Origin of the sequence: Micromonospora sp. CPCC 205554 (assembly GCF_036902745.1) — a bacterium.
Classification (GTDB): domain Bacteria; phylum Actinomycetota; class Actinomycetes; order Mycobacteriales; family Micromonosporaceae; genus Micromonospora; species Micromonospora tulbaghiae.
In genome coordinates, this window is the sequence record NZ_JBAKHP010000029.1 from 21,286 (window position 1) to 39,033 (window position 17,748).

Genomic DNA, 17,748 nt, shown 5'->3' on the forward strand with positions numbered 1-17,748 from the left:
GGCCCGCTCAGCGCGCCTTGACCAGTGAGGCGTAGACGACCAGGTTGTCCGCGTACCCGGTCTCGCCGCCGACCCAGCGCCCGCCGCAGGTGATCAGCCGCAGGTTGGGCCGGCTGAAATCGCCGTAGACGTCCTCCACCGGCAGCTTCTCCTTGCCGTACCGCTCGATCGAGGTCACCTCGAACACCGCCACCGAGCGGTCCTCGCGGGTCACCTCGATCCGGTCGCCGTCGTCCAGCTCCTTCAGCCCGTGGAAGACGGCCGGACCGGTGGTGGTGTCGACGTGCCCGACGAGCACGGCCGGTCCGTACTGGCCGGGGGTGGGCCCCTGGTCGTACCAGCCGACCTCGCCGGCCCGCTCCACGTCCGGCACGCCGATGCTGCCGTCCGGCGCGATGCCCACCCGGTGCACCGGCGCACGCAGGTTCAGTTTGCCGATGCTCAGGTCCGTCGGCGGACTGGCCGGCAGCACCGGGAACTTCTTCGGCGGCGGGCGCAGGCCGGCGACGATCCGGTCCGGCAGCACGCTGACACCGGTCACCCGTTCCACGCCGAGCATCGCCACGATCAGCGCCATCACGCTCGCCACCACGAGTACCGGGACACCCGGGTTGCGGCTCGGGGCGTACCGGCGGGTGGTGGTCCGGGCGGCGCGGGCCGGGACCGGCCGGGACTGCGGGTCGGCGGTGGCGACGCTGGCCGAGAACGCGTGCCCGGCGACGTGGGCGAACCGGCGCGCGGCTCCGGCGGTCAGCCGCAGCGCGGCCCGGAGCCGGCCGGCGCGCTGCCGCGACGGGCGGCCGGGACGGGCGGCGTCGCGGCGTCTGCGGTCCGCCGCCGGGCCGGTACGGTCCCGGCGGCGCGATGAGCGGGCCATCGCGGCACCTCTCGTCAGGCGCGGCCGCCGGTCTTGCGGCGGGCGCTCACACCGGCCACCACTGCCACCGCGACCAGACCACCGACCAGCAGCAGCGAACCGGTGCCCCGGCTACCCGCGGTGCCACCGCCGCCGGTCGCCGGCCCCTTGCTCGGCTGCGCCATGTTGAGCACGGTGAGCATGGTCGAGGCGGTGTTGCCGTTGGAGCAGTCCAGGTTCACCGGGTAGTCGCCCGGTGCCTTGTTGCCGGGCACGGTGACCGACCCGGTGAGGAAGCCGTTGTCCGGCCGCAGCGTCACCCGCCCGAAGGCGTCGGAGGTGACCTGGGCCTGGCGGTTGTTGCTGTTGTCGCAACCGGCCCGCAGGCTGACCCGGGAACCGGCCTGGACGCTGTTCGGCGTCACCTCGATGAACACGCTCTCCCCGGCCCGGGCCGGCGGCGCGGTGGTCAGGACGAACGCCGCGACCAGGCCGAGCAGGCCCAACACGGACGACAGCGCACGATGTGACAGGAGCCCTCGCATGGTTCCCCCCTCCCGGCGCGACGGTGCGCCGGACCACTGACGGGCAGCGGCGCCTGCTTTCCCGGAGGGCGGGGGAAGCTAACGAGGTGCCTTGACCACGGGGTGCCAGGCCAGCGGGGTGGAGAGCACCATCGTGCTGGACGGCTGCCCGTACGGCGCGAGACGGTCGATGACCTCCTCGAACTCGCCCATGTTGGTGGCGGCGACCTTGAGCATGCTGCACGCGTCCCCGGTGATCCGGTGGATCTCCATGATTTCTGGCCAGCCCGCGACGTCGGGGTCGTTGAGGATGCAGCGCGCGCCGTAGCAGGACATCCGGATCAGCGCGAGCACTGTGCGCCCGGCCCGGGTGAGGTCGACGTGGGCGTGGTAGCCGGTGATCACACCGGATTCCTCCAGCCGCCGCACCCGCTCGGCGACAGCGGGCGGCGACAGGTGGACCCGGCGGGACAACTCGCTGTACGAGAGCCGGGCGTCGGCCTGGAGCTCGCGCAGCAGCGCCCAGTCCATGTCGTCCACGCGCGGACCTTCCTTCCGTAAAGACGGCGACGCGAGATGGTTTCGGTTCGCGAAGTGAGACCACCATACCGCCGTTGAACAGGCATTCCATTCGGCCGCCCACCAGCGGGATCATGACGTCTACCCCGCGCACGGACGGAGAATGACTGTGGAACAGACGACGGCGGTGCGCCCGGTAACCCCCCAGGAACGGGCGGCACGGGCGGCGCGCAACGGCGGCGAGCCGACGCTGGAGTTCGCCGACCGCGTGCCGTACGACGCGTACGTGCGGGCCAGCACGCTGCACCGGCTCCAGGAGCCGCTCAGCGACGACCCGGGCGAGATGTCCTTCCTGATGGTCAGCCAGATCATGGAGCTGTACTTCGGCCTGACCTGCCACGAGCTGCGGCACGCCAAGCGCGAGCTGCGCGAGGACCGGATCTGGGAGGCGCTGCCCCCGCTGCGCCGGGCCGCCCTGCACCTGGAGGGCCTCAACGCCGCGTGGCACGGCCTGCGCTGGATGAGCCCGGCCGACTTCAACCGCTTCCGCGACCGGCTCGGCGAGGGCTCCGGCTTCCAGTCCGCCATGTACCGTCAGCTGGAGTTCCTGCTCGGCCTGCGCGACCGGGCGCTGATCCGCCCGTTCCGCCGGCACAGCGAGGTGTACGACGAGCTGACCGCCGCGCTCGCCACGCCGAGCCTCTGGGACGAGGTGGTGGCGCTGCTGGCCCGTCAGGGCTTCGACGTGCCGGACGAGCTGCTGTCCCGGGACGTGAACGCCGAGCACGAGGCGCACCCGGCGATCGAGGCGGCCTGGGTCCGGATCTACGGCGACAACGGGCCGGACAACCACCTGCGCCTGCTCGGTGACGCGCTGACCGAGATCGCCGAGGAGTTCGGCGACTGGCGCTGGAACCACGTCAAGGCCGTCCAGCGCACCATGGGCGCCAAGGTCGGCAGCGGCGGTTCCGCCGGACTGGCATGGTTGCAGCGCAGCATGGCCCGGGTGGTCTTCCCGGAGCTGTGGTCGGCCCGCACCGCGATGTGACGAGAGAGAACAGCATGCACACCCCCGAGAACGAAGCCCTCCGCCGCGACGCCGCCGACCCCGGCCACCGGCACCTGTTCCACATCCCACCCGCGGACGGCGGGCGCTACCCCGACACGGCGTACCTGGCCGGCAACTCGCTCGGCCTCCAGCCGCGGGCCACCCGGGACGAACTCCTGGCCGACCTGGACGCCTGGAGCCGCCTGGGCGTCGAGGGGCACCTGGAGTCGGAGCGGCCCTGGCTGCCGTACCACGAGCTGCTGACCGCACCGGCCGCCCGCCTGGTCGGCGCGCTGCCCGCGGAGACCGTGGTGATGAACTCCCTCACGGTGAACCTGCACCTGCTGATGGTCAGCTTCTACCGTCCGGCCGGCGAGCGCACCCGCATCGTCATCGAGGACAGCGCGTTCCCCTCGGACAGCTACGCCGTGCGCAGCCAGGCCCGCTTCCACGGCCTGGACCCGGACACCACTGTGGTCCGCCTCAAGCCGCGTCCCGGCTCCGACACGCTCGGCACCGAGGACGTGCTGGACTTCCTGGCCCGCGAGGGTCACACGGTGGCGCTGCTGATGCTCGGCGGCGTGAACTACCTGACCGGCGAGCTGATGGACATCCCCGCCATCACCGCCGCCGGCCGGGCCGCGGGCGCGGTGGTCGGCTGGGACCTGGCGCACGCCGCCGGCAACGTGCCGCTGGCGCTGCACGACTGGGACGTCGACTTCGCCGCCTGGTGCTCGTACAAGTACCTCAACTCCGGCCCGGGTGCGCTGGGCGGCGTCTTCGTCCACGAGCGGCACCTCGGCGACCCGTCGATCCAGCGCTTCGAGGGCTGGTGGAGCACCGAGGCGGCAACCCGGTTCGAGATGACGCCGGTGTCCCGGCCGCCGGCCACCGTCGAGGCGTGGCAGATCTCCAACCCGCCGATCTTCGCGATGGGCCCGGTGCGTACGTCGCTGGAGCTGTTCGACTCCGTCGGCATGCCGGCGCTGCGCGAACGCAGCCTGCGGCTCACCGCTTGGCTGGAGCAGCTCCTCGACGAGGTGACGCCCGGCCGTCCGCTCACCGTGGTCACCCCGCGCGACCCGGCCCGCCGCGGTTGCCAGCTCTCCGTGCGGATCGGAGTCGGTAGCGCGAACGAGCTGACCAAGCGGCTGCGGCACGAGCACGGCGTGATCGCCGACGCCCGGGAGCCGGACATCGTCCGGTTCGCGCCGGTGCCGCTCTACTCCACGTACCACGACTGCTGGCGGGTCGCCGAGGCGCTGGCGGCGACTGTCGAGAAGGAGGGCTCGTGAGCGCGAGGAGTGAGCCGGTTCTGCGAGCCCCGCAGTCGCGAACGGAAGGAGGGGCCGTGAGCGCGAGGAGCGAGCGCGACGAGATCGCTGTGGTCGGCGCCGGGCTGGCCGGCTGCCTGCTGGCCTGCTACCTGGCTCGCCGCGGCTACCCGGTGGCCCTCTACGAGCGGCGGCCCGACCCGCGTACCGGCACCGTCGAGCGGGGCCGGTCGATCAACCTGGCGCTGTCCGAGCGCGGCCTGGACGCGCTGCGCCGCATCGGCCTGGAGGACGAGGTGATGGCGGACGCGCTGCCGATGCGCGGCCGCATGATCCACCCGGTCGAGGGCGAGCCGGAGTTCCAGTCGTACAGCGGCTCCGGGGACCGGGCGATCAACTCGATCAGCCGGGGCGCGCTGAACAACGCGCTGCTCGACGCCGCCGCCGCGCTGCCGAACGTGCGCGTCGCGTTCGACCACCGGCTGGTCGGGCTCGACCCGCTCGGCGGCGAGATGACGTTCGAGACCCCGCAGGGCAAGGTCACCGCCACCGCCTCGGTCGTCCTCGGCGCCGACGGCGCCGGCTCCGCGGTGCGCGGGCAACTGCTCGCGTACGGCGGCCTGACCGAGAGCCTGGACTTCCTCGACTACGGCTACAAGGAGCTGACCATCCCGCCGCTGGGCGGGGAGTTCGCGCTCGACCCGGGCGCGCTGCACATCTGGCCGCGCGGCACCTCGATGATGATCGCGCTGCCGAACCCGGACCGCTCCTTCACCTGCACGCTGTTCTGGCCCACCCACGGCACGCGCAGCTTCGCGTCGCTGAGCAGCCCGGCGGCGATCGAGCAGTTCTTCGCCACCCACTACCCGGACCTGGTCCCGCTCGCGCCGAACCTCGTCGACGACTACCAGCACAACCCGGTCGGTGTGCTCGGCACGGTGCGCTGCACGCCGTGGCAGGTGGCCGGCAAGGTCGGCCTGATCGGCGACGCCGCGCACGCCATCGTGCCGTTCTACGGCCAGGGCGCGAACTGCGCGTTCGAGGACGTGGTCGAACTGGACCGCTGCCTCGACGAGTGCGACGACGAGTGGGCCGCCGCGCTGCCGCTGTTCCAGCACCGCCGCCAGGACAACGCCGAGGCGATCGCCCGGATGGCGCTGGCGAACTTCGTGGAGATGCGGGACAAGGTCGCCTCGCCGGTGTTCCGCACCCGCAAGCAGGTCGAGCACGCGCTGGAACGGGCGTTGCCGGGCCGCTACGTCTCCCAGTACGAGCTGGTGTCCTTCTCCACCACCCCGTACGCGCAGGTGCGCCGCCGGGTGCGCGCGCAGTACGCGGTGGTCGGCGCGGTCGCGGCCGGCGCGGTCGCGCTGCTGGCCGGTGGGGTCCGCGCGGCGCTGGGGCGGCGGCGATGACGCTCTGGGATCCCCGGCTGATGACCGGGCACGCGCCGGACGGCCCCGGCCTGCTCCGCAACTTCGTCGGCGGCGAGTTCGTCGACGCCGGTTCCCGGTTCACCAAGCGCAGCCCGGTCACCGGCGAGCCGGTGTTCGAGGTGGCCGAGGCGTCGCAGTCGACAGTGGACGACGCGGTCGCGGCGGCCCGGGCGGCGCTGCGCGGCCCGTGGGGCCGGATGGGGGAGCGGGAACGCGCCGAGGTGCTGCGCCGGGTCGCCGACGAGCTGGAACGGCGCTTCGACGACCTGGTCGCCGCCGAGGTGGCGGACACCGGCAAGGCCATCTCGCAGGCCCGGACGCTCGACATCCCGCGCGGCGCGGCGAACTTCCGGGCGTTCGCCGAGATCGTGGCGACCGCGCCCACCGAGTCGTTCACCACAGTCACCCCGGCCGGGGGCCGGGCGCTGAACTACGCGGTCCGCAAGCCGGTCGGCGTGGTCGCTGTCATCGTGCCGTGGAACCTGCCGCTGCTGCTGCTCACCTGGAAGGTCGCCCCGGCCCTGGCCTGCGGCAACGCCGTCGTGGTCAAGCCCAGCGAGGAGACACCCGCGTCGGCCACGCTGCTGGCCGAGGTGATGGCCGCGGCGGGCGTGCCCGACGGCGTGTTCAACCTGGTGCACGGCTTCGGCCCCGGCTCGGCCGGTGAGCACCTGACCCGGCACCCCGGCGTGGACGCCATCACGTTCACCGGCGAGTCGGCGACCGGCAGCGCGATCATGCGCGCCGCCGCCGACGGGGTGAAGGCGGTCAGCTTCGAGCTGGGCGGCAAGAACGCCGGCCTGGTGTTCGCCGACGCCGACCTGGACGCGGCGGTCGCCGGTTCGGTGCGGTCCAGCTTCACCAACGGCGGCCAGGTGTGCCTGTGCACCGAGCGCATCTACGTGCAGCGGCCGGTGTTCGAGGAGTTCACCGCGCGGCTGGCCGAGCGCGCCGGCGAGCTGGCGTACGGCTGGCCGGACGACGAGGCGACGGCGAACATGCCGCTCATCTCGCACGGGCACCGGGACAAGGTGCTCGGCCACTACGCGCTGGCCCGCACCGAGGGCGCCGAGGTCCGCGCGGGCGGCGGTGCGCCGCGCTTCGGCGACGCCCGCGACGGCGGGGCGTACGTGCAGCCGACGGTGCTCACCGGCCTGGGGGCGGACGCCCGCACCAACCAGGAGGAGATCTTCGGACCGGTGGTGCACGTCGCGCCGTTCGACGACGAGGACGAGGCGTTCGCGCTGGCCAACGGCACCGCCTACGGCCTGGCCGCGACGGTGTGGACGCGGGACGTGGGCCGGGCGCACCGGGCCGGCGTCCGGCTCGACGCGGGCATCGTCTGGGTGAACACGTGGTTCCTGCGCGACCTGCGCACCCCGTTCGGCGGGGTGAAGGCGTCGGGAGTGGGCCGCGAGGGCGGCGTGCACTCGCTCGACTTCTACTCCGAGCTGACCAACGTCTGCGTGGATCTCTCATGAGCGCGCGTGGTGGGCAGAATGGCCGGAATCCCCAGCGACGTGAGCGAGGAGCCGCCATGACCGTGGACATCGAGGCCGCCAACCGGGAACTGGCAGTGGCCCGGCAGGACGGGAAGCCCTGCCCGCCGCTGCGCGGCCGGCTGCTGCCCGAGGGCGACATCGAGGCCGCGTACCAGGTGCAGCAGGTCTACACCCGGCAACGGCTGGGCAAGGGGCACCGCCGCGTCGGCGCGAAGATCGGCCTGACGTCGCGGACAGTGCAGGAGAGCTTCGGTGTCTTCCAGCCCGACTTCGGGGTGCTCTTCGACGACATGGCCGTCGGCGACGGCGTCGAGGTGCCGATCGACCGGCTGCTCCAGCCGCGGGTGGAGGCGGAGATCGCCTTCGTGCTCGGCGCGGACCTGCCGGACGAGCGGGTCACCACTGTCGACCTGATCCGGGCGGTGGACCACGTGCTGCCGGCCATCGAGATCGTCGACTCGCGGATCGCCGACTGGGACATCTCCATAGTGGACACGGTGGCGGACAACGCCTCCAGCGGGCTGTTCGTGCTCGGCACCGCGCCCCGGCGGCTCGCCGACGTCGACCTGCGCCTGTGCGGCATGGTGCTGGAGCACGCCGGTGAGCCGGTCTCGGTCGGCGCGGGCGCGGCCTGCCTCGGCAATCCGCTGCACGCGTTGCAGTGGCTGGCCACGACCATGGCCCGGGCGGGCGACCCGCTCAAGGCCGGCGACGTGGTGCTCTCCGGCGCGCTCGGACCGATGGTGCCGGTCACGCCCGGTGCCGCGTACGAGGCGCGCATCTCCGGGCTCGGTTCGGTGCGTACCTGTTTCTCGAAGGAGGCCACCTCATGACTGTCGGAGTGGCGGTGCTCGGGTCGGGCAACATCGGCACCGACCTGATGATCAAGGTGCTGCGGCTCAGTGAGAGCCTGCGCATGGTGGCGATGGCCGGCATCGACCCGGCCTCGGACGGTCTGGCCCGGGCCCGCCGGCTCGGCGTGACCACCACCGCCGGGGGCGTCGACGGCCTCGTGGCGCTGCCCGAGTTCGCAGACGTCCAGCTCGTCTTCGACGCCACCTCGGCCGGTGCGCACAAGCGTCACGACGAGGTGCTGCGGGCGCACGGCCGCACCGTGGTCGACCTGACCCCGGCCGCGATCGGCCCGTACGTGGTGCCGCCGGTGAACCTCGACGAGCACCTGGGCGAGCCGAACGTCAACATGGTGACCTGCGGCGGGCAGGCCACGGTGCCGATCGTGCACGCGGTCGGCCGGGTCACCCCCGTCGCGTACGGCGAGATCGTCGCCTCGATCGCCTCGAAGTCCGCCGGGCCGGGCACCCGGGCCAACATCGACGAGTTCACCGAGACCACAGCCCGCGCCATCGAGGTGGTCGGCGGCGCCGAGCGCGGCAAGGCCATCATCGTGCTGAACCCGGCCGACCCGCCGCTGCTCATGCGCGACACGGTCTACTGCCTGTGCCCGGACGCCGACGTCGACCGGGGCGCGATCGCCGCCTCGGTCGCCGACATGGTGAAGACCGTGCAGGAGTACGTGCCCGGCTACCGGCTCAAGCAGGACGTGCAGTTCGACGCCGTGGACACGTACGCGCCGGTGCTCGGCCGGCACTTCACCGGCCTTCAGGTGTCGGTGTTCCTGGAGGTCTCCGGCGCCGGGCACTACCTGCCCGCGTACGCCGGGAACCTGGACATCATGACGTCGGCCGCGCTGCGTACCGCGGAGCGGCTCGTGGCGCTGCGTGCGAGCGAGGTGAGTGCGTGATGACCGACCTCTACATCCAGGACGTGACGCTGCGCGACGGCATGCACGCCATCGCCCACCGCTACACGGTCGACCAGGTGCGTACCATCGCCGCCGCGCTCGACGCGGCCGGTGTGGCGGCGGTCGAGGTGGCGCACGGCGACGGCCTGGCCGGTTCCAGCGTCAACTACGGGCACGGCGCCGCCGCCGACGCGGACTGGATCGCCGCCGCCGCCGAGGTGCTCACCACCGCGCGGCTCACCACGCTGCTGCTGCCGGGCATCGGCACCATCGCCGACCTGAAGGCGGCCAAGGCGCTCGGCGTGACCAGCGTCCGGATCGCCACGCACTGCACCGAGGCGGACATCTCCGCCCAGCACATCGCGTGGGCCCGGGAGAACGACATGGACGTCTCCGGGTTCCTGATGATGTCGCACCTCAACGACCCGGCCGGGCTGGCCGCGCAGGCCAAGCTGATGGAGTCGTACGGCGCGCACTGCGTCTACGTCACCGACTCCGGCGGGCGGCTGCTGATGTCGGACGTGGCGCAGCGCGTCGACGCGTACCGGCAGGTGTTGGAACCGGAGACGCAGATCGGCATCCACGCGCACCACAACCTGTCGCTGGGTGTGGCGAACAGCGTGCTCGCGGTCGAGCACGGCCGAATCCTCGGCGACGGCCCGCTCGGCTCGCCGTCCGGCCGGACCGTCCGGGTGGACGCGTCGCTGGCCGGCATGGGCGCCGGTGCGGGCAACGCGCCGCTGGAGGTCTTCGTCGCGGTCGCCGAGCTGCACGGCTGGAAGCACGGCTGCGACGTGTTCGCGCTGATGGACGCCGCCGACGACCTGGTCCGCCCGTTGCAGGACCGGCCGGTCCAGGTGGACCGGGAGACGCTCTCCCTGGGGTACGCGGGCGTCTACTCCAGCTTCCTGCGCCACGCCGAGCGGGCCTCGGCCAAGTACGGCGTGGACGTCCGCTCGATCCTGGTCGAGCTGGGCCGTCGCCGGATGGTCGGCGGCCAGGAGGACATGATCGTGGACGTGGCATTGGACCTGGCGGGCAAGGAGAACGTGAGCGCGAGGAGTGAGCCGGGCCTGCGAGCCCCGCAGTCGCGAACGAAAGGTGGCGCAGCATGATCGGGCCGGACATCGCCGGCATCGCGGAGAAGCTGGGTGCGGCGGCCGACGACGCCACCGCGATCCCGCAGCTCGCCGCCGAGACCGGCCTCGACGTCGACGCCGCGTACGCGGTGCAGACCGCGCTGGTGCAGCGCCGCCTCGACCGGGGTGAGCGGCTGGTCGGCCTCAAGATGGGGCTGACCAGCAAGGCCAAGATGGCGCAGGTGGGCGTGGACGAGGTGATCTGGGGCCGGCTGACCGACGTGATGCGGGTGCCGGACGGCGGCGGCGTCGACGTCGGCGACTTCATCCATCCCCGGGTCGAGCCGGAGGTGGCGTTCCTGCTGGACCGGCTGCCCGACCCGGGCGAACCGGTCGGCTCGTTCACCCGGGCCGTGCGCGCGGTCGCCCCGGCGATCGAGCTGATCGACTCCCGGTACGCGAACTTCACCTTCTCGCTGCCGGACGTGATCGCCGACAACACCTCGGCCGCCGCGTTCGTGGTCGGGCCGTGGTCGCCGGTGCCGGACGGGCTGGACAACCTCGGCGTGCTCCTGGAGATCGACGGGCGGGTGGCGCAGGTCGGCTCGACCGCCGCCATCCTCGGCGACCCGCGCCGCGCGCTGGACGAGGGCCTGCGGCTGGCCGGCCGGCACGGCGTACGGCTGCGCAAGGGCTGGGTGTTCCTGGCCGGCGCGGCCACCGCAGCGGTGCCGTTGCGCCCCGGCGCACACGTGCGCGCCACTGTGGAGAAGCTCGGTTCCGCCACGCTCAAGGCCCTGCCATGACGGCCCGCGTGGTGGCCGGTAAGGCCGTGCCGCGGGGCGCGTTCCCGCACGTCAAGGTGGCCGGCGGGTTCGTCTACGTCTCCGGTACGTCGTCGCGCCGGCCGGACAACACGTTCGCCGGGGTGTCGGTGGACGAGTTCGGCACCACCGACCTGGACATCCGGGAGCAGACCCGGGCCGTGGTCGAGAACATCCGCGACCTGCTCCGCTCGGTCGGCGCCGACCTGAGCGATCTGGTGCAGGTCACCAGCTACCTGGTCAACATGAACGACTTCGGTGGCTACAACGAGGTGTGGGCGGAGTTCTTCGACGTCACCGGGCCGACCCGGACCACAGTCGCCGTGCACCAGCTTCCGCACCCGCATCTGCTGATCGAGATGCAGGCAGTCGCCCTACTTCCGTCGGGAGGTTCCCATGAGTGAGATCGCCGAGCCGTTCAGCTTCTCCGGCTGGATCGGCGACAACCAGCACCTGCTCAAGCCGCCGGTGGGCAACAAGGAGATGCTGCCCGGCAGCGACGACTTCATCGTCATGGTGGTGGGCGGCCCGAACCAGCGCACGGACTTCCACGTCGACCCGTACGAGGAGTTCTTCTACCAGGTCAAGGGCAACATGCACATCAACCTGATGCTGCCCGAGGGTCCGCGTACGGTGCACGTGCGCGAGGGTCAGATGTGGATGCTGCCGCGCAACACGCCGCACTCGCCGCAGCGCCCCGAGGCCGGCTCGATCGGCATGGTGATCGAGCGGGTCCGCGAGGAGGGCACGCTGGAGAAGTTCCAGTGGTACTGCGGCGAGTGCCACCACAAGGTGCACGAGGTGGAGTTGCAGGTCCGCGACATCGCCGCCGACCTGCCCCCGGTCTTCGCCGCGTTCTACGCCGACGAGAAGGCCCGCACCTGCGACAACTGCGGCGCGCTGCACCCGGGCAAGGGCTGACGCGTGCCGGTCGTGGACGTGCACACGCACGTCGTACCGAAGGGGTGGCCGGACCTCGCCGCGGCGTGCGGCGGGTCCGGCTGGCCCTGGCTGCGGGTGGACTCCGAGCGCGCCGCCATGATCATGGTGGGGGAGACGGAGTTCCGCCCGATCGGCGCGCCGTGCTGGGACGCGCCGACGCGGCTGGCCGACATGGACGCCGACGGAGTGGACGTGCAGGTCGTCTCGCCCACCCCGGTGTTCTTCAGCTACGACCGCCCGGCCGACCAGGCGGTCAAGGTGGCCCGGATCTTCAACGACCTCACGCTGGAGGTCACCGCCGCGGACGGCGGCCGGCTGGTGCCGTTCTGCCAGGTGCCGTTGCAGGACCCGGACGCGGCCTGCGCCGAGCTGGACCGCTGCCTGTCGGCGGGGCACGCCGGCGTGGAGATCGGTAACCACGTCGGTGACCGGGATCTGGACGACGAGGGCATCGTGCAGTTCCTGACCCACTGCGCCGAGGTCGGCGCGCCGGTGTTCGTGCACCCGTGGGACATGCCCGGCGGCCCCCGGCTGGACCGGTGGATGGCGCGCTGGCTGACCGGGATGCCGGCCGAGACGCACCTGTCGGTGCTCGCGCTGATCCTCGGCGGCGTGTTCGACCGGGTGCCGGACACGCTGCGGATCTGCTTCGCGCACGGCGGCGGCAGCTTCCCGTTCTGGCTGGGCCGCGCCGACAACGCCTGGCACCGTCGCGGCGACCTGGTACGCGGCGCGTCCAGCGCACCGCCCAGCTCCTACGTCGACCGGTTCCACGTCGACTCCGTGGTCTTCGAACCGGCCGCGCTGCGGCTGCTGGTGGACACCATGGGCACCGAGCGGGTGCTGCTCGGCAGCGACTACCCGTACCCGCTGGGGGAGCGGCCGGTCGGCCAGGTGGTGCACCGCGCGGACTTCCTCACCGACGCGCAGCGGGACGCGCTGCTCGGCGGCAACGCGCTGCGGTTCCTCGGCCGCTGACGTCAGCCCGCCGGACGTGTCGCCCGGCCTCCGGGCCGCCGGACCGGCAGGATGGACGGCATGGCCGAGCCGCACGACCTGACCGCGCTGGAACAGGCCGCCGCGATCCGCCGGGGCGAGCTGTCCAGCCTGGAACTGGTCGAGCACCACCTGCGCCGGGTCGAGGCGCTCGGCGACACCGTCGGCGCGTTCGTCACCGTCACCGCCGACCGGGCCCTCGCCGCCGCCCGTGCCGCCGACGCGCTCGGGGCGGAGGAACGCGGCCCGCTGCACGGGGTGCCGACCGCGATCAAGGACCTCACGCTCACCGCCGGGGTGCGCACCACCTTCGGCTCGGCCGCCTTCGCCGACTTCGTCCCGCCGGTCGACGCCGACGTGGTCCGCCTCCTGGCCGATGCCGGCCTGGTCAGCCTCGGCAAGACCACCACCTCCGAACTCGGCTGCTCGCTCTACTCGGAAGGGCTGGTGGCGCCGCCGGCCCGGAACCCGTGGGACCTCGCGTACACCGCGGGCGGGTCCAGCGGCGGGGCGGCGGCAGCGGTCGCCGCCGGGCTCGTGCCGGTCGCGCAGGGCTCCGACGGTGGCGGCTCGCTACGCATCCCGGCCGCGCTCTGCGGTCTGGTCGGCTACAAGCCCAGCCGGGGCCTGGTCTCCGGCGGGCCGCTCGGCTTCGGCGGCTTCGGGCTGCCGGTGAACGGGCCGATCGGCCGTACCGTCGGCGACGTGGCCGCGCTGCTCGACGTGCTCGCCCGTCCGGTGCCCGGCGAGCCGTACCTGCCGCCGGCCGCGCCCGCCGGCGGGTACCTCGGCGTCACCCGCGCCGCCCGCGCCACCGGCCCCGGCCGGCTGCGCGTCGGCCGCTTCACCACGCCGATGCTCGCCGACGAACCGGTCCACCCGGACTGCGTCGCCGCCGTCGACCGGGCCTCCGCGCTGCTCACCGACGCCGGCCACGAGGTGGTCGACGTCCCCGCGCCGCTCGGCCGCGAGGCGTGGCCGCTGTTCGAGACCGTCTGGTACGCGCTGGCGGTCACCCCGGTCCCGGCCGGGCGCGAGGGCGACCTGCTGCCGCTGACCCGGTTCCTGCGCGAACGCGGCGAGGCGCTCGGCGCGGCCCGGCTGATGGCCGCGCTCGGCGAACTCCAGGCGCAGGTACGCCGTGGGATACGCCGTACCGCCGGGTGTGACCTGCTGCTCTGCCCGACGCTCGCGAGCCCGCAGGCGCCGGTCGGCGCGTTCGCCGCCCTCGAACCGGCGGCGGACTTCGACGGGCAGCGGCGCTTCTCGCCGTACTGTGCGGTCTTCAACGTCACGGGCGATCCGTCCGTTTCGCTGCCGGTCGGACGGACCGCCGGTGGGCTTCCGGTGGGGGTGCTGCTCACCGGCCGGTACGGCGACGACGCGACACTGCTCGCCACTGCCGCGCAACTGGAGCACCGGAGTGACGGATGGGATCAGCACCCCGCAATCTGGCGGGCCGCCGACTCCGCTAACGTGAACATCACAAGTGACGTGGGGCGCGACCGGTCCTGACCGGCCGTTCCGCACCATTCCTGGTCTCTCTTTCCGCCTGGGGGCGTTGGGATTGTCTGTTACCGAGACGTTGGTGGTCTTCGTCGGCATCCCGGCCGCCGCGGTGCTGCTGATCGCCGCCCTGGCGGCAGCCGGCAGCCGCGGCAGCGGTGGCGGCGCCAAGCGCTACCGGCCGGGCCGGCCCTTCGACTTCACTCCGGTCTGGTTCCTGGGCCGTCCGGAGCAGCTGGCCGACTCGGCCGGCACGGCGCTGGCCGCCGGGGCGCAGGCGCCGGCGTTGACCAGCCGCAAGCAGGAGCAGGCCGGCCGGGAGGCACCGGCCGGTGGAACCGGAGGCGCAAGTGACCGTTGGTGAAGCGCGGCCCACGACGGGGACGGGCACCCCGCCCGAGGTGCTGGACGGGCCGTTCTCGACCCGTCAGCTGCTCCGCATCGACGAGGCGCTGCGCCTCGCCGACCAGGGCACCGGCCTGGTCTTCTCGGTCTACGTCGGCGGCCTCGACGAGCCGATCCGGGAACACGCCGAGCGGCTGCACCGGCAGCTCGCCGAGCCGGACCGCTCGGTGCTGATCGCGGTGTCGCCCAACCAGCGGCAGCTCGAGATCGTCACCGGCAAGTACGCGCGCAAGCGCATCCCGGACACGTACGCCAAGCTGGCCGCGCTCTCCATGGTGGCCTCCTTCGGCGGCGGCGACCTGGCCGGCGGCATCATCCAGGGCCTCGACCAGCTCGCCAGCCACGCCGGCAAGGGCTGACCCGCCCGCACGCACGACGAAGCCCGGCCCGCGCACACGCGGGCCGGGCTTTCTCGTTCCCCGACGGCGCAGGGCCCACGACAGCGGCCGGGGCCGGCGCGGGCTGCCACCCGCGCCGGCCCCGGCCGGCGTGCCTCACTCAGGCGGTGCGCGCGTCCCGCTCCCGGGCCTTCAACGCGCGGACCACGCCGTCGCGGCCCTCGGCCACCAGCCGCCGCAGCGACGCCGGCCGGCCGTCCTGGGCCAGCCACGCGTCGGTGGCCGCGACGGTGTCCTCCTCGACCAGGTACGACGGGTAGGCGAGCTGGACGAACTCCTGCGCCGGCTCGCTGTCGCGCTGCGCCCACACCTGGTCCACCGTGGCGAAGTAGCGCTCCCGGTAGGGCGCGGTCAGCTCGACCTGCGCCGGGTGGGTGAAGCCCTGCAGCAGCGCCCGGTTGCGCCAGTTCGGCAGCGCGTCCGGGCCGGTGAGCAGCGCCCACACCGCGGCCTTGTTCTCGGCGGTCGGCACCAGCGCGTGCGCGTACGCGGCCTCCCGCTCGCCGCTCGCGGTACGGTCGGCGGCCAGCTCGGCGTCCACGTCGGCCGCGCCCGCGGCGCCGTTGGCGACGAGCGACTGGAGCACCGTCCACCGCAGCTCGGTGTCGACGGTCAGCCCCTCCGGCACCCCGTTGCCGTCGAGCCAGCCGCGCAGCGTGGCCAGGTCCTCGCCGGAGCGGGCCGACGAGGCGTACGCCCGGGCCCAGGCGAGCTGGAAGCCGCTGCCCGGCTCGGCCGCCGCGAGCGCGGTCCGCGCGGTACGCGCCAGGTCGGCCCAGCCCGTCGGCGCCCAGTCCGGGTCGGCGTAGAAGGTGAGCGCGGTGGTCGCCTGCCGCAGCGTGGCCGTGACCAGGTTGATGTCGGTCTCGGCGGTCAGCCCGGCCAGCACCAGCGCCACGTAGTCGCGGGCCGACAGCTCCGCGTCGCGGGTCATGTCCCAGGCGGCCGTCCAGCACAGTGCCCGGGCCAGCGACGAGTCGAAACCGGCGATGTGCTGCACCACGGTGGCCATCGACCGCTCGTCCAGCCGCAGCTTGGCGTACGTGAGGTCCTCGTCGTTGAGCAGCAGCACGTCGGCGGCCGGCTTGCCGTGCAACTCGGACAGCTCGGTCAGCTCGCCGGTCACGTCCGTCTCGACCAGCTCGCGGCGCACCAGCCGACCGTCGGTCAGGTCGTACAGGCCGACGCCGATGCGGTGGGTACGCAGCGTCGGGTAGCCGGCCGGCGCCTCCTGCCGGACCACGACCCGCTCGTACGTGCCGTCGGCGCCGATGGTCACCTCCGGGCGCAACGTGTTGACCTGCGCGGTCTCCAGCCACTGGGCGGCGAACTTGCGCAGCTCCCGGCCGGAGGCCGACTCCAGCTCGGACAGCAGGTCGTCGAAGGTGGCGTTGCCCCAGGCGTACTTGCCGAAGTAGGCGCGCAGGCCGGCCAGGAACGGCTCCTCGCCCACGTACGCGACGAGCTGCTTGAGCACGCTCGCGCCCTTGGCGTACGTGATGCCGTCGAAGTTGACCTCGACGGCCTCCAGGTCCGGCATCTCGCAGTAGACCGGGTGGGTGGAGGAGAGCTGGTCCTGCCGGTAGCCCCAGTTCTTGCGGATCGACAGGAACGTGGTCCAGGCGTCGGTGAAGCGGGTGGCGTGCGTGTTGCACCAGTGGCTGGCCCACTCGGCGAACGACTCGTTCAGCCACAGGTCGTTCCACCAGCGCATGGTGACCAGGTCACCGAACCACATGTGCGCCAGCTCGTGCAGGATCGTGTTGGCGCGCTGCTCGTACTCGAAGTCGGTGACCTGCGACCGGAAGATGTAGTGCGACTCGGCGTGCGTGACGCAGCCGAAGTTCTCCATCGCGCCGGCGTTGAAGTCCGGCACCCAGAGCTGGTCGTACTTGGGCAGCGGGTAGCGCACGCCGAACTTCTCGTGGAAGAAGTCGAAGCCCTGCGTGGTGATCAGGTGCAGGTCGTCGGCGTCCATGTGCGGGGCCATGCTGGCCCGGCAGAAGTAGCCCATGTCGATGCCGTCGTGGGTACGGCGCACCTCGTGGTACGGCCCGGCGCACAGCGCGGTGATGTAGGTGCTCATCCGCTCCGAGACGGTGAAGTGCACCGTCTTCAGGCCCTCACCGGCGGCCTCCTCGCGCTCCACCGGCATGTTCGACACGACCCGCCAGTGGTCCGGGACGGTGGCGTGCCAGGTGTAGACGCTCTTCAGGTCGGGCTGGTCGAAGCAGGCGTAGACCTTCTGCGCGTCGGCGGTCTCGAACTGGCTGTAGAGGTAGGTCTCGCCGTCCACCGGGTCGACGGTGCGGTGCAGGCCCTGCCCGCTGTTGGAGTAGCCGAAGTCGGCGTCGACCACCAGCACGTTCTCGGCGGCCAGGCCGTTGAGCGTGAGTCCCTTCTCGGCGGACCAGCCGGACAGGTCCACCGGCTCGCCGTTGAGCGTGGCCGACCGCACCGATTCGGCGGCTGTCTCGATGAACGTGGTCGCCCCCGGCTCGACACAGCGGAACCGGACCTCGGTCACCGAGCGGAACGTGCGACCGGTGGGCTGCACCGCGGTCGACAGGTCAAGGCTGATGTCGTACCCGGTCACCTCGAGCAGGCGGGCCCGCTCGGTCGCCTCGACCTGGGTCAGGTTGCGCACTCCCGGCACTGTTCGTCTCCATCCCACTCG

The 17,748-nt window shown here is 72.8% G+C and carries 18 protein-coding genes; 14 read left to right on the plus strand and 4 right to left on the minus strand.

Annotated features, from left to right (window positions below):
- Positions 1 to 7 precede the first annotated feature (7 nt).
- The 3 genes from V6U82_RS26240 to V6U82_RS26250 form a co-directional block, all read right to left on the minus strand.
- Positions 8 to 877: a class F sortase gene (locus V6U82_RS26240; protein ID WP_334465561.1), complete on the minus strand. Its 870-nt coding sequence runs from the start codon at positions 875 to 877 to the stop codon at positions 8 to 10.
- 14 nt (positions 878 to 891) lie between these two features.
- Positions 892 to 1,401, minus strand: coding sequence for a hypothetical protein (locus tag V6U82_RS26245; protein WP_334465564.1), 510 nt, complete (start codon positions 1,399 to 1,401; stop codon positions 892 to 894).
- A gap of 78 nt (positions 1,402 to 1,479) precedes the next feature.
- Complete coding sequence (locus tag V6U82_RS26250; RefSeq protein WP_091423095.1) at positions 1,480 to 1,920, minus strand: Lrp/AsnC family transcriptional regulator; 441 nt, start codon at positions 1,918 to 1,920, stop codon at positions 1,480 to 1,482.
- Between the two features lie 142 nt (positions 1,921 to 2,062).
- Between V6U82_RS26250 and V6U82_RS26255 the strand changes: the two genes are divergently transcribed.
- Genes V6U82_RS26255 through V6U82_RS26320 form a run of 14 tightly spaced genes read left to right on the plus strand, consistent with a single transcriptional unit; the run spans position 2,063 to position 15,032 of the window.
- A complete protein-coding gene (locus V6U82_RS26255; protein ID WP_334465572.1) occupies positions 2,063 to 2,947 on the plus strand; it encodes a tryptophan 2,3-dioxygenase in 885 nt (294 codons plus the stop codon).
- Between the two features lie 14 nt (positions 2,948 to 2,961).
- Positions 2,962 to 4,242, plus strand: coding sequence for a kynureninase (kynU, locus tag V6U82_RS26260; protein WP_334465575.1), 1,281 nt, complete (start codon positions 2,962 to 2,964; stop codon positions 4,240 to 4,242).
- Positions 4,243 to 4,298: 56 nt separating this feature from the next.
- A complete protein-coding gene (locus V6U82_RS26265; RefSeq protein WP_334465578.1) occupies positions 4,299 to 5,636 on the plus strand; it encodes an FAD-dependent oxidoreductase in 1,338 nt (445 codons plus the stop codon).
- A gap of 20 nt (positions 5,637 to 5,656) precedes the next feature.
- Positions 5,657 to 7,138 (plus strand): 2-hydroxymuconic semialdehyde dehydrogenase, encoded by a 1,482-nt coding sequence (locus tag V6U82_RS26270; protein ID WP_334465689.1) that lies wholly within the window; start codon positions 5,657 to 5,659, stop codon positions 7,136 to 7,138.
- Positions 7,139 to 7,194: 56 nt separating this feature from the next.
- Positions 7,195 to 7,992: a 2-keto-4-pentenoate hydratase gene (locus V6U82_RS26275; RefSeq protein WP_334465581.1), complete on the plus strand. Its 798-nt coding sequence runs from the start codon at positions 7,195 to 7,197 to the stop codon at positions 7,990 to 7,992.
- On the plus strand, positions 7,989 to 8,921 hold the full coding sequence (locus V6U82_RS26280; RefSeq protein WP_334465584.1) for an acetaldehyde dehydrogenase (acetylating): 933 nt from the start codon (positions 7,989 to 7,991) through the stop codon (positions 8,919 to 8,921). The genes V6U82_RS26275 and V6U82_RS26280 overlap by 4 nt, the downstream gene beginning before the upstream one ends.
- Positions 8,921 to 10,036, plus strand: a complete 1,116-nt coding sequence (gene dmpG / locus V6U82_RS26285) for a 4-hydroxy-2-oxovalerate aldolase (protein ID WP_334465586.1) — start codon at positions 8,921 to 8,923, stop codon at positions 10,034 to 10,036. The genes V6U82_RS26280 and dmpG overlap by 1 nt, the downstream gene beginning before the upstream one ends.
- Positions 10,033 to 10,806 (plus strand): 2-keto-4-pentenoate hydratase, encoded by a 774-nt coding sequence (locus V6U82_RS26290; RefSeq protein ID WP_120573583.1) that lies wholly within the window; start codon positions 10,033 to 10,035, stop codon positions 10,804 to 10,806. The genes dmpG and V6U82_RS26290 overlap by 4 nt, the downstream gene beginning before the upstream one ends.
- Positions 10,803 to 11,228 (plus strand): RidA family protein, encoded by a 426-nt coding sequence (locus V6U82_RS26295; protein ID WP_128138065.1) that lies wholly within the window; start codon positions 10,803 to 10,805, stop codon positions 11,226 to 11,228. The genes V6U82_RS26290 and V6U82_RS26295 overlap by 4 nt, the downstream gene beginning before the upstream one ends.
- Positions 11,221 to 11,745, plus strand: a complete 525-nt coding sequence (locus tag V6U82_RS26300; RefSeq protein ID WP_121683149.1) for a 3-hydroxyanthranilate 3,4-dioxygenase — start codon at positions 11,221 to 11,223, stop codon at positions 11,743 to 11,745. The genes V6U82_RS26295 and V6U82_RS26300 overlap by 8 nt, the downstream gene beginning before the upstream one ends.
- A 3-nt stretch (positions 11,746 to 11,748) precedes the next feature.
- On the plus strand, positions 11,749 to 12,744 hold the full coding sequence (locus tag V6U82_RS26305; RefSeq protein ID WP_128138066.1) for an amidohydrolase family protein: 996 nt from the start codon (positions 11,749 to 11,751) through the stop codon (positions 12,742 to 12,744).
- 60 nt (positions 12,745 to 12,804) lie between these two features.
- Positions 12,805 to 14,277: an amidase gene (locus tag V6U82_RS26310; protein ID WP_334465590.1), complete on the plus strand. Its 1,473-nt coding sequence runs from the start codon at positions 12,805 to 12,807 to the stop codon at positions 14,275 to 14,277.
- A gap of 52 nt (positions 14,278 to 14,329) precedes the next feature.
- Positions 14,330 to 14,632: an aa3-type cytochrome oxidase subunit CtaJ gene (ctaJ, locus tag V6U82_RS26315; protein ID WP_442933469.1), complete on the plus strand. Its 303-nt coding sequence runs from the start codon at positions 14,330 to 14,332 to the stop codon at positions 14,630 to 14,632.
- Complete coding sequence (locus V6U82_RS26320) at positions 14,619 to 15,032, plus strand: DUF5130 family protein (protein ID WP_334465593.1); 414 nt, start codon at positions 14,619 to 14,621, stop codon at positions 15,030 to 15,032. The genes ctaJ and V6U82_RS26320 overlap by 14 nt, the downstream gene beginning before the upstream one ends.
- Before the next feature lie 139 nt (positions 15,033 to 15,171).
- On the opposite strand, the gene pepN is transcribed toward V6U82_RS26320, so the two are convergent.
- The gene (gene pepN, locus V6U82_RS26325) at positions 15,172 to 17,718 is read right to left on the minus strand and encodes an aminopeptidase N (protein WP_334465595.1); all 2,547 of its coding nucleotides are present in this window, start codon (positions 17,716 to 17,718) and stop codon (positions 15,172 to 15,174) included.
- Positions 17,719 to 17,748 lie beyond the last annotated feature (30 nt).

Bases quoted from the DNA above. Each gene is read 5' to 3' on its own strand.
- V6U82_RS26240 (WP_334465561.1), bottom strand. From the start codon at position 877: ATGGCCCGCTCATCGCGCCGCCGGGACCGTACCGGCCCGGCGGCGGAC.
- V6U82_RS26245 (WP_334465564.1), bottom strand. From the start codon at position 1,401: ATGCGAGGGCTCCTGTCACATCGTGCGCTGTCGTCCGTGTTGGGCCTG.
- V6U82_RS26255 (WP_334465572.1), top strand. From the start codon at position 2,063: ATGACTGTGGAACAGACGACGGCGGTGCGCCCGGTAACCCCCCAGGAA.
- kynU (WP_334465575.1), top strand. From the start codon at position 2,962: ATGCACACCCCCGAGAACGAAGCCCTCCGCCGCGACGCCGCCGACCCC.
- V6U82_RS26270 (WP_334465689.1), top strand. From the start codon at position 5,657: ATGACCGGGCACGCGCCGGACGGCCCCGGCCTGCTCCGCAACTTCGTC.
- V6U82_RS26275 (WP_334465581.1), top strand. From the start codon at position 7,195: ATGACCGTGGACATCGAGGCCGCCAACCGGGAACTGGCAGTGGCCCGG.
- V6U82_RS26280 (WP_334465584.1), top strand. From the start codon at position 7,989: ATGACTGTCGGAGTGGCGGTGCTCGGGTCGGGCAACATCGGCACCGAC.
- dmpG (WP_334465586.1), top strand. From the start codon at position 8,921: ATGACCGACCTCTACATCCAGGACGTGACGCTGCGCGACGGCATGCAC.
- V6U82_RS26290 (WP_120573583.1), top strand. From the start codon at position 10,033: ATGATCGGGCCGGACATCGCCGGCATCGCGGAGAAGCTGGGTGCGGCG.
- V6U82_RS26295 (WP_128138065.1), top strand. From the start codon at position 10,803: ATGACGGCCCGCGTGGTGGCCGGTAAGGCCGTGCCGCGGGGCGCGTTC.
- V6U82_RS26300 (WP_121683149.1), top strand. From the start codon at position 11,221: ATGAGTGAGATCGCCGAGCCGTTCAGCTTCTCCGGCTGGATCGGCGAC.
- V6U82_RS26310 (WP_334465590.1), top strand. From the start codon at position 12,805: ATGGCCGAGCCGCACGACCTGACCGCGCTGGAACAGGCCGCCGCGATC.